Raw genomic sequence first — 14,223 nt, forward strand, 5'->3', positions numbered from 1 at the left:
GAACGCAGATTAGGCTGACGCCTTATAACATTAAGCTAAGTGGCGCAGTTACGTGGGGCACAATGGCGAAGCCGCCCCGCGTAAATGCGTCCGAGCGACCGAAGGGAGTGGTCTTTAGCGCTTTGTTAGAGCAGAAGCCAGTTCCTTTGGTCTTTTTAAAAACTAATGAAGCCAGCATACGATTGATTGTTAACGCAGACAAGAAAAACGACTGTGCATTGATGTTTTTGATTTGACAGAAGCTAGCCGCCATTTGAACTGTCGAACGCATTGGCGCTTGTTGACGTTGAATAATAACTTGGCGATAAAGCGCCTAATGCGCAACCTTTGAATTGAAAGCGGCGGATTTAAACCTACCACAAGCCAGAGCGATGCTTATAAAAACAGGTGAGGGTAGTTGTACGGGGATTTTTATAAAGCCAAACGCAGTTTAGGCTGACGCCTTATAACACCCAACTTTGGGGCAAAAGTACGTAGGCTAAAATAAGGAGCGAAGCGACGGGAGCCTACGTATTTTTGTCCCAGCGAACGCAGTGAGTGGCAACAGTTGTTTGTTAGACACGTACTTAAAGCGATCTCGAAATTTGTTTGCATATAGATACGTCATTAGCCCTAGCACTACTATATTTTTTTCCATTTTTTCTGAAAACTAGCCTACAGCTTTGGCTTCTGCCATCCGGGTCGAAAGTTGATTTTGGATTATTCAATACTATGTGCTTTTTTGCAGGGTATACATAGTGTAATTCGATAGTCCCACTCCCTTTGTTATCTAGGGCGTAAAAAACGTCAAGATATTGTTTGTAACCATAGTATGTACACAATATTGGTACCACAGGAGAAAACAAAATGATTCTATATAAGCTCAAAGCTGTATCGTATTTAACCTTATAAATTAGGCCCACAACAACACTTAAAAATGCCGCTGCAATGGAGACATTTCTGATGACCTCAAAATGAAAGAGGGGTATAGCGGGATCTGTTAATGTGATATCCATGGCAAGTGTCTAACTTTTAAATAAGGGGCGATAACGCGTAGGGCATAATGGCGAAGCCGCCCTGCGTGTATGCGTCCCAGCGAACGAAGTGAGTGACTTAATTTTTTTGTTATACGCGTTTTTCAACGAAGTGCATACCCCAGCGGTTTGATGCAGAAAGCATAAAGGCAAAATAAACGATTGAAAATATACAGCCCAAGAATGCTTCACTTCCTGTTTTTAAGAGTAGAGATTTAAAGAAATTCACTACGAGGCAAAACAGGGCTATAAACCAAATTGCTTTTAAAACGTTATCGTAAATATGGTTATTTAGAATGCCGCTGTGTTCTTGGAAGCTGAAGAAAAATCCTGAAAGTTTACAAATAATCCAAGTTAAGAAAAAAGATGAGAATGAAATGAAGATTGCAGCTGCTATTTCTTGAGTAACCACGCCGATTAAAAGCGCTGAGGCACACCAAATTAGTGGTAACTTAAGTCCTAATTTTTGAGTAATGAGAAGGTACTTAGGCTTTTTGAGCTGCATTTCTATCCTTGATGCTCATAGCGTATAACTTTTAAATAAGGGGCGCAGACATGTGGGGCATAATGGCGAAGCCGCCCCGCGTGTATGCGTCCCAGCGAACGAAGTGAGTGACTTAATTTTTTTGTTAGAAGCCTGCACGCCGTTGTTCCTTAAGAGGATCGTGTGGATTTACGTTACCACCAAATGTTTGTTTATACACCTTGCCTAAGTCTGACGTGATTTCCAACGTTACCAGATAGGGTGAGCCCAGCGCCGAACGCCAATAGTGATACTGCTTTTGATATTGTTCATTAAAGCTAAAAGTAACAGTAGCTGACGTAAGCCATGATAAGGGGATTTTATGAGAGTTCAGCATATTAATGAGTGATTTCCGAATGCTTTTAGCAAAAGGTTCGAGGTGGTTTATTACGCTGTTATGCTCTATTTCTAACAGATTGATTGATATAGAAGAGATGTTCTGTTTCTGTGCGAGCAAGCATAGTTGTCCTGTAGCCCAGTAACCAAGATGATCGTTATTGCGGTTATTTAGCATGTGAGCAAAGTTTCTTACGATTCTTTTGAACTCTGAACGACGAGCCATGATTCTCCTTGGCTTCTAACTTTCCAATAACGGGCGCAGACATGTGGGGCATAATGGCGCAGCCGCCCCGCGTGTATGCGTCCCAGCGAACGAAGTGAGTGTGTTGATTGGGTTGTTATACGCGTTTGCCATTAACTGCCTTGTACCCAAAGAGATAGCATAGCCCAACAAGTAGCCATACAACACCCACAATCAAAACCGTGTCAGTTACCTTGTTTGGGTCCCTCATCCAAAGTTGAATTGGCAAAATGCCACGTATAATACACGCAGCAGCAATTGCATATATGCCAAAGCTGAGTAACGGAAGCCTACGAATGAGTGTAGCGCCCGACAGAGCGTAACAGCCAAAAACGATAAATATTGCCGAAACCACGATCGTACCCAGCGGTGCCAAAAGTGTTCCTGCTTTAGCCGATTCAATTACGCTGACTGGAGCCATTTGAGACTCAAAGCAGTGAGGCCCCAAAAAGATACAGGAAAGGTGAGCGAAAGCGGTTAATACAGCTATTGATGCAGCTATTAATAACAGAACTATTCCTTGTTTAGTGCTCATTAATTAAGAATTCCAGTAGCGTATAACAATTTAATGTACAGAAAAAATCCTTTATGCAAGGTGGAAACTATCCGTATATCACTTATAAGCGTTTTGATATTATTACCCTAAAACAACCCATTAAACAAAAAATAAACGCTTTTAAGCATAAAAGCCGGAAAGCATCCTTTTTATTTTCTTCATTTGTAAAAAGCTACGTTGCTGGCCATAAAAACAGCGTTTATCTACACGTTATAAATAGGCATCTGGATGAATTTTATTAACCTTCCATTCACCGTCTTCTTTAATCAAGTCTAGGCTACGCAAGTCTTCAATTTTATCGTCGTTGTATGTTCCACTTAAAAATACGGTGATTGTCGATTTTTCTGCGAATTCGTTGCGGCCAACTCGGCCTGCACTTTGAGGCGTGATGGTGACGGTGTCATATTTAAGGTTTAAGAGGTGGCGCTGAACGTTACTGTTAGTGTGGTATCTCGTTAATATACGAGACAGTTTTTCGCTTGATAGGCGAATTGCTGTATCAAGGTTGTCATCTTCATAAACACTTTTGAGAAACGCTACGGTGGTGTACTCAGGGGTACTTTCATCAAGCATGCCGTATCGCCCGATGCCTTCTTCCTTTTTACCGCAAGCGGATAAAATCAACACTGTAAAAAGCCCGAAAAGGGCGTACCACATACGCGTTTTCATTTGGATTACCTTAATGTAAAGAGGTCCGTTTCTTATTGATAGTTTGATATCTCAACGAAGTCAATGTGCTCGCCGCTTCGCTAATCTATGCTTTGATTATTCACAATATTGTGCACAAAAGCAAAGTAATAGAGCGTAAAACTCAGGTGTTTGTGTTCATGAAACTTCAGGGGAAACAGAAGAGAGTAGGCATAAAAAACGAGGCACTAGGCCTCGTTTTTAAATAATTGAAACATTTTGGTGGTTATTGAACTTCTTCTTGTTCGTCGAACGCACCAGCAAACAGAGGGCTACTTAGGTAACGTTCTGTGCCGCTTGCTAGAAGTACTACAACCACTTTGTCTTTGTTTTCTGGACGTTCAGCAAAACGCTTAGCGGCAACAACGGCTGCACCAGAAGAAATACCTGCAAGAATACCTTCGTCGGTCATTAGCTTGCGCGCCATGTCCATACATTCTTCGTTGGTAACTTGCTCAACTTCATCAATTAGGTCTAGGTCTAGGTTACCTGGAATGAAACCTGCGCCAATACCTTGAATTTTGTGTGGGCCAGGGGTTAATTCTTCGCCCGCAAGCGCTTGGGTAATTACTGGAGAGTCTGTTGGCTCAACAGCAATTGAAGTGATCGCTTTACCTTTCGTATTTTTAAGGTAGCGACTTACACCCGTGATAGTACCGCCCGTACCTACACCAGCTACGAATGCATCTACTTTACCGTCTGTATCTTCCCAAATTTCAGGGCCAGTGGTTTTTTCGTGAATAGCCGGGTTAGCCGGGTTGTCGAACTGTTGAAGCAATACGTATTTGTCTGGATCTGATGCCACAATTTCTTGTGCAGCGGCAACGGCACCTTTCATGCCCTTAGGCGCTTCAGTAAGGACAAGGTTTGCGCCCAATGCTTTTAGAAGTTTGCGACGCTCAAGACTCATGCTGCTAGGCATGGTCAGCGTTAGCTTATAACCGCGAGACGCTGCAACAAACGCCAAAGCGATACCAGTGTTACCACTGGTAGGCTCTACAATTTCTTTACCTTCGGTAAGGACACCGCGCTTTTCAGCATCCCAGATCATGTTTGCGCCAATGCGGCACTTAACGCTGAAGCTTGGGTTACGCGATTCAATTTTGGCGTATACATTACCTGATGTTACGCGATTTAGCTTAACTAGTGGCGTGCGGCCAATAGATAGGGAGTTGTCGTCAAATACGTTCATTATAAATCCTTACCTCGTTCCTTATTTTATAGGAAACCCCGTCTGTCGTGATCTGTACGACCTTTTTAATAGTTAATAATTCAACGCGTGTGATAGTTAATAATTCACAGCCTGAATTAGGGGATTTCGTCATACCCCTATATCATTGGTCCCAATCAGTAAAATGCAAAGTGCTTTTTAGCTATATGTTATATCTATGGGCAATCATGAGAAGGCCTTGATATTATAGTTAAAATTGCAAAGACGAAAAATTATACGGAGTACAACAATAATGGCTTTTAGTGGCACGTCTAATTATATCGCAACCAAAGACTTACAGCTGGCGGTTAACGCAGCTATTACGCTAGAGCGTCCGCTTTTAATTAAAGGCGAGCCGGGCACAGGTAAAACCATGCTTGCTGAAGAATTGGCCGAGAGTTTAGGCACCGAACTAATTCAGTGGCACATTAAATCAACCACTAAAGCACAGCAAGGTTTGTACGAATACGACGCAGTGTCACGTCTTCGTGACTCTCAACTTGGTGATGATCGCGTTCACGATATCAGCAACTACATCGTAAAAGGTAAATTATGGGAAGCCTTTAGCGCAGAAAAGCGCCCGGTACTATTAATTGATGAAATTGATAAAGCTGACATTGAGTTTCCCAACGACTTGCTGCTAGAGCTCGATAAGATGGAGTTCTTCGTTTATGAAACGCAGGAACGTGTAGTCGCGAAGCAGCGTCCTATTGTTATTATTACATCGAACAACGAAAAAGAGCTGCCAGATGCTTTCTTGCGCCGTTGTTTCTTCCACTACATTCAGTTCCCGAATCCAGAGGAAATGCAAGAAATCGTTAACGTACATTTCCCAGATTTAAAGAAAAAGCTGCTTGATGAAGCGTTAAAGGCCTTCTTTGAAATTCGCGATGTACCAGGGCTTAAGAAAAAACCTTCTACCTCTGAACTTATCGACTGGTTGAAGCTTTTAGTTGCTGAAGATATTCCACCAGAAGCGCTTCACTCAAAAGACGGAAAAGCTGCTATTCCACCACTTTACGGGGCACTACTTAAAAACGAACAAGACATACATTTGTTTGAAAAACTGGTCTTTATGGCGCGTCGCTAATGCTTATTCAGTTTTTTTATACACTGCGAAAATATCAGGTTAAAACCACGCTTCGCGAGTTGCTGGATTTGCTTAGTGCGCTTGAAAAGCACGTGGTGTATGCCGATATCGAAGCGTTCTACAGTTTGTCGCGTACCATAATGGTGAAGGACGAAACGCAGTACGATAAGTTCGACAGGGCGTTTGCTGAATATTTTGAAGGTGTCGAATCTGTCGATCTATTCGGTAAAGATATCCCTGAAGAATGGCTGCGTAAGGAAATTGAGAGAAATTTAAGCCCTGAAGAGCGTGAGGCGCTGCGTAAAGCCGGTGGCCTTGAAGAACTGATGGATACGTTGAAAAAGCGCTTAGAAGAACAAGAAAAGCGTCACCAAGGCGGAAATAAATGGGTGGGAACCGGCGGAACTTCCCCGTTTGGCGCTTATGGCGATAATCCCGAAGGTGTGCGAATAGGGCAAAAGGGCAATAGAAAGTTTTCGGCAGTAAAAGTGTGGGATAAACGCGAGTTTAAAAACCTAAGCTCTGATGTAGAACTGGGTACGCGTAACATAAAAGTGGCTCTTAGGAAGCTACGCAAGTTTGCTCGCACCGGCGCCAGTGAGCAGCTAGATGTGCCAACGACCATAGGTGAGACAGCTAAAAAAGGCGGCTTACTCGATATCCACATGGCACCAGAGCGTCACAATGCGGTAAAAGTGTTGATGTTTTTTGATGTGGGAGGCTCTATGGACCCACACGTAAAAAGTACTCAAGAGCTTTTTTCTGCGGTGCAAAGCGAGTTTAAATACTTAGAGTACTTTTATTTCCACAACTGCGTGTATGAGGAGGTGTGGAAAGATAACCTTCGTCGCAATAAAGAACGCATTCCTATTTGGGATATCATTCATCGCTACGGAAAAGACTACAAGGTTATTTTCGTAGGTGACGCTACCATGGGGCCGTATGAAATAACGTATCCAGGTGGCAGTGTAGAGCATTGGAATGAAGAACCGGGCAGTGTGTGGATGCAGCGTTTATTGAACCACTTTAACAACGCAGTGTGGCTTAATCCGCAAGCTGAGAATTACTGGCCGTATTATTCGTCTATCAAAATTATTCGTGAAATTATGGAAGACAGAATGTATGGGCTTACGCTTGAAGGGTTAACGGCTGCTATTAAAGGGCTTAGCAGAAGCCGCTAAGCCCTTTGACGTGTCACGTTTTATTTCTTTGATATAACGGATGTTGAATTGAAGTCGGAAAATTATGCCGTAGCTCTGGTGGTGTTGGCGGGCGGAAAGAGCGCTCGCTACAAGGGTAATAAGCTTTTATCGGAACACCCAATTTCTGCGCTTTCTCTTATACAACACAGTGTGGGGGAGGTAGTTAGTGCGCGCAATGACTTAGCGTTAACCAGTGAATTACCCATTACTGTTGTTACGGGTAAATGGCATGATTCCGTAAATACGCAGCTAAAACACTCTCAATGTAAGGTTTTTGAACTACCCATCAGTATCGTTCACAACGCTAATTGGGATGAAGGCCTTGCATCAAGTATTCGCACTGGACTCACCCATCTTTTAAGCCTTTCATCACTGTCGAAATCAGTATCCCCGACAGCAAAGGGCTTGTGTACAAACCCTACTCATGTGCTATTCACGTTGGCCGATTTGCCGAGTCTTAATGCACAAGACTTCGCTCGCCTTATCAACACTTCTTATGCGAACCCTAATCACATAGTATGCAGTGAATGGCAAATGCAGGGAGAGAACAATAGTCGATTAACGGTGCCTGCTATCTTTCCTGAAGCGGTATTTAGTGAACTGCTAGCGCTAAGTGGCGACATGGGGGCTAAGCCGGTTATTAGGAAGTATGCGAAATTAGGTAGGGTAACGGCTGTGTCTATACCTAACGCACAATTTGATATAGACACGCCACAAGACTGGGACAAACTAAAAAGCAGGGGGTAACTGCTTTGGTTCAATTGAACGGTTATGCACTCGCGATACGATGCACAGCACTGGGCCTTTGGATGTAAAGAAGGCGTGCACCTAGCATAACAGCTGCAGCACTCAATCCTACAATGAAGCCAATCCAAAACCCTGCTGCGGCCATTGGTTCTGCCGTTATCCAGTTTGTTCTACCTAAAATAACGCCTGTAGGTAGACCTATTAACCAGTAGGACACAAAGGTAATAATAAACATCGCTGTTGTGTCTTTATAGCCGCGTAATGCATTAGCTGAAATCACCTGAACCGCATCAGACAATTGGAATAACGCCGCATAAATCAATAGCGCATTTGCCAAGGTATATACGGCTTCGTCGCTGGTGTACAGGCCAATGATGAATCCCTTTGCTAGCAGGGTGAAGCTAGCCGTACACGCAGCGGTGAAAAACCCGATCAGAATAGCGGTTCGAGCTGCAATTTTTGCTTGTCGTGGGTTATTTTGCCCTATGCGATAGCCAATGCGAATTGCTGCTGCCATACCAATGCTCATAGGAAACATGAACATCAGGGCCGAGAAATTCAGTGCGACTTGGTGGGCTGCTACCGTTGTGGCACCAAAAGGGGCTAATAACAATGCAACCAGTGAAAACAGCGTCACTTCAAATAGGATAGTCATAGCAATGGGTAAGCCCATTTTGAAGGTCCGATTTATGGTTACCATGTTAGGTTTATACAACTGTCCGAACAAATTGTACTTTTGCAGGGCAGGGGCAAAACGAACATAGATAACGGTTGCTACAAGCATAGTGTAAATCACAATGGCCGTTGCAATACCACAACCCGCACCGCCCATAGCTGGTAATGGGCCTACACCATAGATAAACAGGTAGTTTCCTACAATGTTCGCCATCAGCCCGATAACCGTAATAATCATAGTGGGTTTGGTTTTACCCAAGCCTTCACAATAGTTTCTAAGCCATTGGTAAAGTGCAAATCCAGGCATAGCGAACAGCACATAAAGTACGTAGTCTACGGTAATGCTAAATAGCTCGGGCGCCATTGGGAACAGCGCGACTATGCTTTCAGTAAATGGAATTAAGCCTGCTACCGCTAATCCCACAAAGAAAACCAGATAACCAGCTTGCTGACTTGCGTCGGCAATACCACTTAAATTTTTGTTTCCCTGCAGCCGTGAAATGATTGGGGGAAGTGCCAGCGCTATACCCTGTATAAAGCAAAGCAGTGGCACAGTGATGCTAAATCCAAGTGCTACCGCAGCCATGTCGGTTGCACTGTAACGCCCAGCCATAATAGTATCGCTAACGCCCATTAGCATTTGAGTAATCTGCGCAACCAACAATGGCCATGCTAGTTTTAAAATGTCTCTTCCTTCTAAAAGAAAGCGTTTTTTATTCACGGTAATGTGTCTCTATATGGGTCGCCTAGGGCGATAAAAATGCAGAAAATAAAAACGAGCTTAAAAGCCTTAACGAAGTAGCGTTTCAACAACGAACTTGTTAAAAATGTAGCGGTATAACCGGAACCGTATCGCCAACTTTTAACTCACTTATATCTTCATGTACTACCATTAGGCAGTTAGCAGAAGTGATTGAAGTCATAACGCCAGAGCTTTGTGACTTAAATGGTGTGACTTCCCATTCACCTTGGTTATTTCTTACCATGGTTGCACGCTGAAAGTCTCGGCGGCCTGCACGTCGCTTAAGAAGTGTCGTAATGCTAGCGTTAACAAAGAACGGCTCGTGCGGTTTTACTTGTCCTTGCATTTTTTTGATAACAGGCACAACCAATAATTTTGCGGTAACAAACGAAGACACAGGGTTTCCCGGCAAACCGCAAAACAACGTGTTGTTTATTTTGCCCAGTGCAAAGGGTTTACCCGGTTTAACTGCGACTTTCCAAAAGTCGATAGTGCCCAATTCAGCGATGATATCTTTTACATAGTCGGCATCGCCCACAGATACACCACCGCTACTTACCATTACATCTACACGCTCGCTCGCCTCAATGAAGAGTTTACGCAAAGAAGCTTCGTCGTCTTCTACAATGCCGAAATCAACAAGCTCTACGTTTTCATTGCTTAAAATGCTGCTTACACCAACGCGATTAGACTCGAAAATTTGTGTCGATTTACAGGGTTCGCCAGGTGCAGCAAGTTCAGAACCAGTCGCGACTACACCAACGCGAAGTTTTCTGAATACTGCCACCTTACTGTTTCCTTGGGAAGAAAGCAGCATAAGGTGTTCGGCGTGAAGGCGCGTGCCCTTGCTTATTAGTGTATCGCCACTGGCGATATCATTGGCCTTTTTACGTATATTCTCTTGCGCCGATGGAATTTTATTGATCAAAACCGCGCCATCATGACTTTCGGTATTCTCTACCATTACAACGGCGTTAGCATTGGCAGGCACCGGGGCCCCCGTCATTATTTTAAATGCTTTGCCTTTTTCAAGCGGCTCATCAGCACTCATGCCAGCTGTAATTACACCCTGTACTTCGAGTTTATCACTGTGTTTGAGATCTTCCGCATTTACGGCATAGCCATCCATTGCTGAATTATCCCATGGCGGGACATCAACGTGGGCAGTTACATCTTGGGCCAAGATGCGGTTGTTGGCGTCAAAAATGCTCACTTGCTCAACGTCGTTTATCGCTTTTGCAGCGTCTAATGCTTTAGTGAGGGCTTCTTCTAGTGAAAGCCATTTAGATGACATACCAACAACTCCATGAAATAATTTAACACGCGGATATTACAGAAAAAGCGGCCTTATACCAAAGGTTAAAGCGTGAAATAAAAGAAAGTATGCGTAAACGACGCAATTGAAGTTTCATCAACGGCTATGTCAGATGAATTAAGAAGCGAACGTTAATATCTCTTCAAAGTCGTCGAAAACCCAGTTAGGTTTATATTTTGCGATGTTCTCACCATAGTTATACCCGTAGGTAAGCCCTATACTTTTAATGTTCGCGGCTTTTGCGGCAACAATGTCATTTTTAGAATCTCCAACCATTACACACTGTGAGGGCGAAACACCAAGCTTTTCACAGGCGTGCAGAAGGGGAAGGGAAGAAGGCTTTTTTTCCGGTAAACTATCACCGCCAATGGTAAGCGAAAACAACGAAAATATTGAGAACGATGAAAGAATAGGCTCAATAAATTCCGAAGGTTTATTAGTGATTAATGCTAGCGTGAACCCTTGTTCTTTTAGCGCGTGAAGTGTTGAGAACACGCCGTCGTACAGCACTGTACTCTTAGTATCTAGCGTTCGGTAATAGAAAAGAAATTTTTCTAAAGCGGCATCAATCTCGTTTGATGTGTAATGGTGTCTGATCTCTGCGTTACCGCTCAATCCGCGTTCCACCAGAACACGGGCACCATTTCCAACCCAGTGTCTAATTGTCTGCTCGTTAAACGTTGGTAATTGGTAGTCGTTTAATGTTTGGTTTAACGCTGTTGCCAAATCAGGAACAGAGTCCACCAAGGTTCCGTCTAAATCGAAAAAAAGGGTATTAATTTCTTGCATTACAAACTTTTGATTTGCTAACTCGTGTGACAAGCATAACACCGCAGTATCCTTACCGCGGCAGATTTATTGGTCGACTGGCGTTATAAGCTCAAAGATTTATTCAAAATCTTGGTTGCTGATCCAAAGCACTTGATAAGGCTTCATTTGTAAGAAACCACTAGAAAGGGCTATCTCGTCACGGGTGATGAGATCAATCCAATTATCTGTGCCAATAAGATTTATGTCAGACAGCAAAATTGTTTGTTCTTCGTCTGAAATATTACTAATACAGAAAATACTTTGCTTTCTATCGAGACTTTGTCGCCAGTAGCCAAATAATTGATTACCAAGCTGCAATGTAAACTGCGTTGCATTGGGGTGAAATGCGGGCTGCGCTTTACGTATGCGTATAAGCTGCGAGATTCGAGTGAGTACTTTATGGTGCTGTGAAAAGGGCGAGTCTAACAGAGCCTCTAACTCGTTAAAGTCCCAACGTTTTCTGTTGATTGAACGATTTTGTCCTGTATTAGCGACTTTTTCGTAATCGTTAGATGTGCCGAGTAAACTGTGAATGTAAATTCCTGGGATACCTTCCATACCTAACATAATGGCGTGAGCACAAATAAATCGATCCACCTGATACTTGTCAGGGCCCTTGGTGGTTCCTTGCAGCGCGTCGAACAGGGTGATGTTTATCTCGTAGGGCTTTTGTTGACCGTGATCAGAAGCGCGCCACGACACTTTGCCGCCAAAGTGCTGCATTGTATGCACAAGCTCTGAAATTTCTTCATCTGACAGTAGGCCTTCAGCTGGGCGTAAACCAATACCATCGTGCGAGGCGATAAAGTTAAAGTAGGCTGTGCCGTTTTGCGCCGGTGGCATACTCATCATCCAGCTTTTTAAATACGTACAATCACCCGTTACTAATGTATTTACAAGTAACGGCGGAAGCGAAAAGTTGTAGATAGCATGGGCTTCGTTAGCATTACCAAAATACGTTAGGTTTTCCCTGTTGGGAATATTGGTTTCGGTAATGATTATGATTGATGGATCGACATGTTCAATCAGCGTTCGGATCAAACGTATGACTTCATGGGTTTGGAACAAGTTGATGCAGTTAGTGCCAACAATTTTCCAAAGGAAAGCTACAGCGTCTAAGCGAAATAGCTTAGCGCCTTTATCAATATACAATTTTATAATATCAATAAACGCTAGCAATACTTTGGGGTTTCTAAAGTCAAAGTCAACTTGGTCGTGACTAAACGTGCACCATACATGCTTTGTACCGTTGGCGGTTTCCGTTTCTCGCAGCAAGGGCGACACACGAGGTCGAGTTACCATGGAGAGGTCATCGGATGGATCTGCTGTGAAGAAAAAGTCAGATCCCGGTCCTTCACCCTTCACAAAGTTATCAAACCACACGCTTCTTGCAGAGCAGTGATTGATAACTAGGTCGGTCATCAAGCCATAATCCTCAGCAATGACTTCAATATCGTCCCATGACCCCAGTGCTTCATTCACCGTAGAGTAGTCGATAACCGAAAACCCATCGTCTGAGCTGTACGGAAAGAAGGGCAGGATGTGAACGTTATTAACGGTGTTCTTGCAGTAGCGGTGCAAAAACTTATTTAACGTAACCAGCGGGCGCTCCCCTTCGTCAATGACACTATCACCGTAGGTAATCATGATAATGTCATCTTCATCCCAATAATTGTGATGAGACTGAGGTGAAGCAATATCCGTTTGCTGCTGAATGCCTATAGTGTTCATTAACTCAGTCGCTAGCGTCTCATACGAGACGTCCAGCGATACATCGGCATAAATGCTTTCTAAATGGTGTTTTACTTTGTCATGGAGATGGTCCCATGCCATATTACTTACTCCATATATTCTGCAGTATCGGCTTCAACCGCTTCTAATAGTCGTTCTAAAATATCGGGTACCGCGCTGGTCACGCGGTTCCAGCTTGGTATAAACGGTGTTTCCATAGGGTTTTCTAAAAAGTTTTGTCCCGCTTTCATGATGTTGCTGGCAAACATTTCTACTGCTTTCTCTTCGCTGTGAATGTCTAAGTTCAAGCCATTCATTACCGCGTCATTGTGGTAGGTTTCTATAAAGTCTAGCGCAATACGGAAATAGGTGGCTTTAATTGAGCGGAACATTTCGTTGCTAAACGTATAGCCTTGCGTGGCAAGTTTTCTGAAAATGGCTTTGGTAATGTCGATAGACATTTTAGACAAACCACCTTGGTCGTTATTAAGCGATAAATCCTGATGTTTATGGTCGTAAATATCACATATATCTGCCTGACACAGGCGGTTGTGCGAATAGTTGCGGTGCATTTCAGACAGCACACCAATTTCTAAGCCCCAGTCACTTGGAATGCGAATATCGTTTAGTACGTCGCGTCTAAACGAAAACTCTCCCGCTAATGGATAGCGAAAGCTGTCCATAAACTCCAAGTATTCGTTGTCTCCCATAATGCGTTTTAATGCACGAAGTAATGGCGTAACGAGAAGTCGAGAAACACGGCCATTAATTTTGCCGTTAGCCACACGCGCATAGTAACCCTTACAAAACTCGTAGTTAAACATTGGGTTGGCTACAGGGTAGATAAGCTTTGCGAGCAAATCTTTGTTATAGGTAACAATATCGCAATCGTGTAGTGCAACAGACTCAGCACGATTCGATGCTAGTACGTAGCCCATGCAGTACCAAACGTTTCGGCCTTTACCTAACTCCTTTGGCGCCAAGCCTTGAGCCTGAAGCTCTTCATCAAGTGCTTTAAGACGAGGACCGTCGTTCCATAGCACTCTGTGATGCTGAGGAAGTTTGCCGAAGAATTTTAGTGCGTGTTTGTACTGCTCTTCATTGGCTCGGTCTAGACCGATGACAATTTCTGATAAGTAGGGCACGTCTGTTAATTCGTTGACGATATGTGGAAGTGCGTCGCCTTCTAATTCAGAAAAAAGCGACGGTAAAATAAGTGCCATAGGGCGCTTCTGTGAAAACTGTAGAAGCTCTGCTTCAAGCTCTTCGGTAGGACGACGAGCTAAGTTATGTAACGTAGTAACCACACCATTTTGATAAAAATCAGCCATGTGTCCTCCTG

General features: G+C 43.5%; 14 protein-coding genes. 4 read left to right on the top strand and 10 right to left on the bottom strand.

What is annotated here, in order from left to right:
* A partial coding sequence (locus KUL49_RS20905) for a hypothetical protein (protein ID WP_207308449.1) occupies nt 1-236 on the top strand: 236 nt, incomplete at its 5' end.
* A gap of 868 nt (nt 237-1,104) precedes the next feature.
* Here the strand turns inward: KUL49_RS20905 and KUL49_RS03285 are convergent.
* The 5 genes from KUL49_RS03285 to cysK all read right to left on the bottom strand — a co-directional run bounded on the left by KUL49_RS03285 (nt 1,105) and on the right by cysK (nt 4,551).
* Nucleotides 1,105-1,518: a hypothetical protein gene (locus KUL49_RS03285; protein ID WP_131136308.1), complete on the bottom strand. Its 414-nt coding sequence runs from the start codon at nt 1,516-1,518 to the stop codon at nt 1,105-1,107.
* 124 nt (nt 1,519-1,642) lie between these two features.
* The gene (locus KUL49_RS03290) at nt 1,643-2,098 is read right to left on the bottom strand and encodes a hypothetical protein (RefSeq protein ID WP_131136309.1); all 456 of its coding nucleotides are present in this window, start codon (nt 2,096-2,098) and stop codon (nt 1,643-1,645) included.
* 115 nt (nt 2,099-2,213) lie between these two features.
* Nucleotides 2,214-2,651, bottom strand: a complete 438-nt coding sequence (locus KUL49_RS03295) for a hypothetical protein (protein WP_131136310.1) — start codon at nt 2,649-2,651, stop codon at nt 2,214-2,216.
* 231 nt (nt 2,652-2,882) lie between these two features.
* Nucleotides 2,883-3,341, bottom strand: coding sequence for a hypothetical protein (locus tag KUL49_RS03300; protein ID WP_014949692.1), 459 nt, complete (start codon nt 3,339-3,341; stop codon nt 2,883-2,885).
* A gap of 244 nt (nt 3,342-3,585) precedes the next feature.
* Nucleotides 3,586-4,551: a cysteine synthase A gene (gene cysK / locus KUL49_RS03310; protein WP_014949690.1), complete on the bottom strand. Its 966-nt coding sequence runs from the start codon at nt 4,549-4,551 to the stop codon at nt 3,586-3,588.
* A 271-nt stretch (nt 4,552-4,822) separates the two neighbouring features.
* Between cysK and KUL49_RS03315 the strand changes: the two genes are divergently transcribed.
* Genes KUL49_RS03315 through KUL49_RS03325 form a run of 3 tightly spaced genes read left to right on the top strand, consistent with a single transcriptional unit; the run spans nt 4,823 to nt 7,608 of the window.
* The gene (locus KUL49_RS03315; RefSeq protein WP_039220753.1) at nt 4,823-5,659 is read left to right on the top strand and encodes a MoxR family ATPase; all 837 of its coding nucleotides are present in this window, start codon (nt 4,823-4,825) and stop codon (nt 5,657-5,659) included.
* Entirely contained in the window at nt 5,659-6,840 is a 1,182-nt protein-coding gene (locus KUL49_RS03320; protein ID WP_131136311.1) for a VWA domain-containing protein, read from the top strand. The genes KUL49_RS03315 and KUL49_RS03320 overlap by 1 nt, the downstream gene beginning before the upstream one ends.
* 48 nt (nt 6,841-6,888) lie before the next feature.
* Nucleotides 6,889-7,608 carry an NTP transferase domain-containing protein gene (locus KUL49_RS03325; protein WP_131136312.1) on the top strand — a complete coding sequence of 240 codons (720 nt, stop codon included), beginning with the start codon at nt 6,889-6,891 and terminating at the stop codon, nt 7,606-7,608.
* A 22-nt stretch (nt 7,609-7,630) separates the two neighbouring features.
* Here KUL49_RS03325 and KUL49_RS03330 read toward each other — a convergent pair whose 3' ends face one another.
* The 5 genes from KUL49_RS03330 to KUL49_RS03350 all read right to left on the bottom strand — a co-directional run bounded on the left by KUL49_RS03330 (nt 7,631) and on the right by KUL49_RS03350 (nt 14,212).
* On the bottom strand, nt 7,631-9,004 hold the full coding sequence (locus KUL49_RS03330; RefSeq protein WP_131136313.1) for an MATE family efflux transporter: 1,374 nt from the start codon (nt 9,002-9,004) through the stop codon (nt 7,631-7,633).
* Between the two features lie 100 nt (nt 9,005-9,104).
* Nucleotides 9,105-10,319 carry a gephyrin-like molybdotransferase Glp gene (glp, locus tag KUL49_RS03335; RefSeq protein WP_131136314.1) on the bottom strand — a complete coding sequence of 405 codons (1,215 nt, stop codon included), beginning with the start codon at nt 10,317-10,319 and terminating at the stop codon, nt 9,105-9,107.
* A gap of 138 nt (nt 10,320-10,457) precedes the next feature.
* Nucleotides 10,458-11,171: a phosphoglycolate phosphatase gene (locus tag KUL49_RS03340; RefSeq protein WP_131136315.1), complete on the bottom strand. Its 714-nt coding sequence runs from the start codon at nt 11,169-11,171 to the stop codon at nt 10,458-10,460.
* Nucleotides 11,172-11,228: 57 nt separating this feature from the next.
* A complete protein-coding gene (locus KUL49_RS03345; protein WP_131136316.1) occupies nt 11,229-12,983 on the bottom strand; it encodes a sugar phosphorylase in 1,755 nt (584 codons plus the stop codon).
* Between the two features lie 5 nt (nt 12,984-12,988).
* Nucleotides 12,989-14,212 (bottom strand): glycosyl transferase, encoded by a 1,224-nt coding sequence (locus KUL49_RS03350; RefSeq protein ID WP_014949682.1) that lies wholly within the window; start codon nt 14,210-14,212, stop codon nt 12,989-12,991.
* Nucleotides 14,213-14,223: the final 11 nt, after the last annotated feature.

The sequence above is a fragment of the Alteromonas sp. KUL17 genome, from assembly GCF_006538305.1.
GTDB classification, from domain to species: domain Bacteria; phylum Pseudomonadota; class Gammaproteobacteria; order Enterobacterales; family Alteromonadaceae; genus Alteromonas; species Alteromonas macleodii.

Excerpts from the sequence above, each read along its gene's own strand:
- glp (WP_131136314.1), bottom strand. The coding sequence starts at position 10,319 with ATGTCATCTAAATGGCTTTCACTAGAAGAAGCCCTCACTAAAGCATTA.
- KUL49_RS03295 (WP_131136310.1), bottom strand. The coding sequence starts at position 2,651 with ATGAGCACTAAACAAGGAATAGTTCTGTTATTAATAGCTGCATCAATA.
- KUL49_RS03315 (WP_039220753.1), top strand. The coding sequence starts at position 4,823 with ATGGCTTTTAGTGGCACGTCTAATTATATCGCAACCAAAGACTTACAG.
- KUL49_RS03300 (WP_014949692.1), bottom strand. The coding sequence starts at position 3,341 with ATGAAAACGCGTATGTGGTACGCCCTTTTCGGGCTTTTTACAGTGTTG.
- KUL49_RS03350 (WP_014949682.1), bottom strand. The coding sequence starts at position 14,212 with ATGGCTGATTTTTATCAAAATGGTGTGGTTACTACGTTACATAACTTA.
- KUL49_RS03345 (WP_131136316.1), bottom strand. The coding sequence starts at position 12,983 with ATGGCATGGGACCATCTCCATGACAAAGTAAAACACCATTTAGAAAGC.
- KUL49_RS03285 (WP_131136308.1), bottom strand. The coding sequence starts at position 1,518 with ATGCAGCTCAAAAAGCCTAAGTACCTTCTCATTACTCAAAAATTAGGA.
- cysK (WP_014949690.1), bottom strand. The coding sequence starts at position 4,551 with ATGAACGTATTTGACGACAACTCCCTATCTATTGGCCGCACGCCACTA.
- KUL49_RS03320 (WP_131136311.1), top strand. The coding sequence starts at position 5,659 with ATGCTTATTCAGTTTTTTTATACACTGCGAAAATATCAGGTTAAAACC.
- KUL49_RS03290 (WP_131136309.1), bottom strand. The coding sequence starts at position 2,098 with ATGGCTCGTCGTTCAGAGTTCAAAAGAATCGTAAGAAACTTTGCTCAC.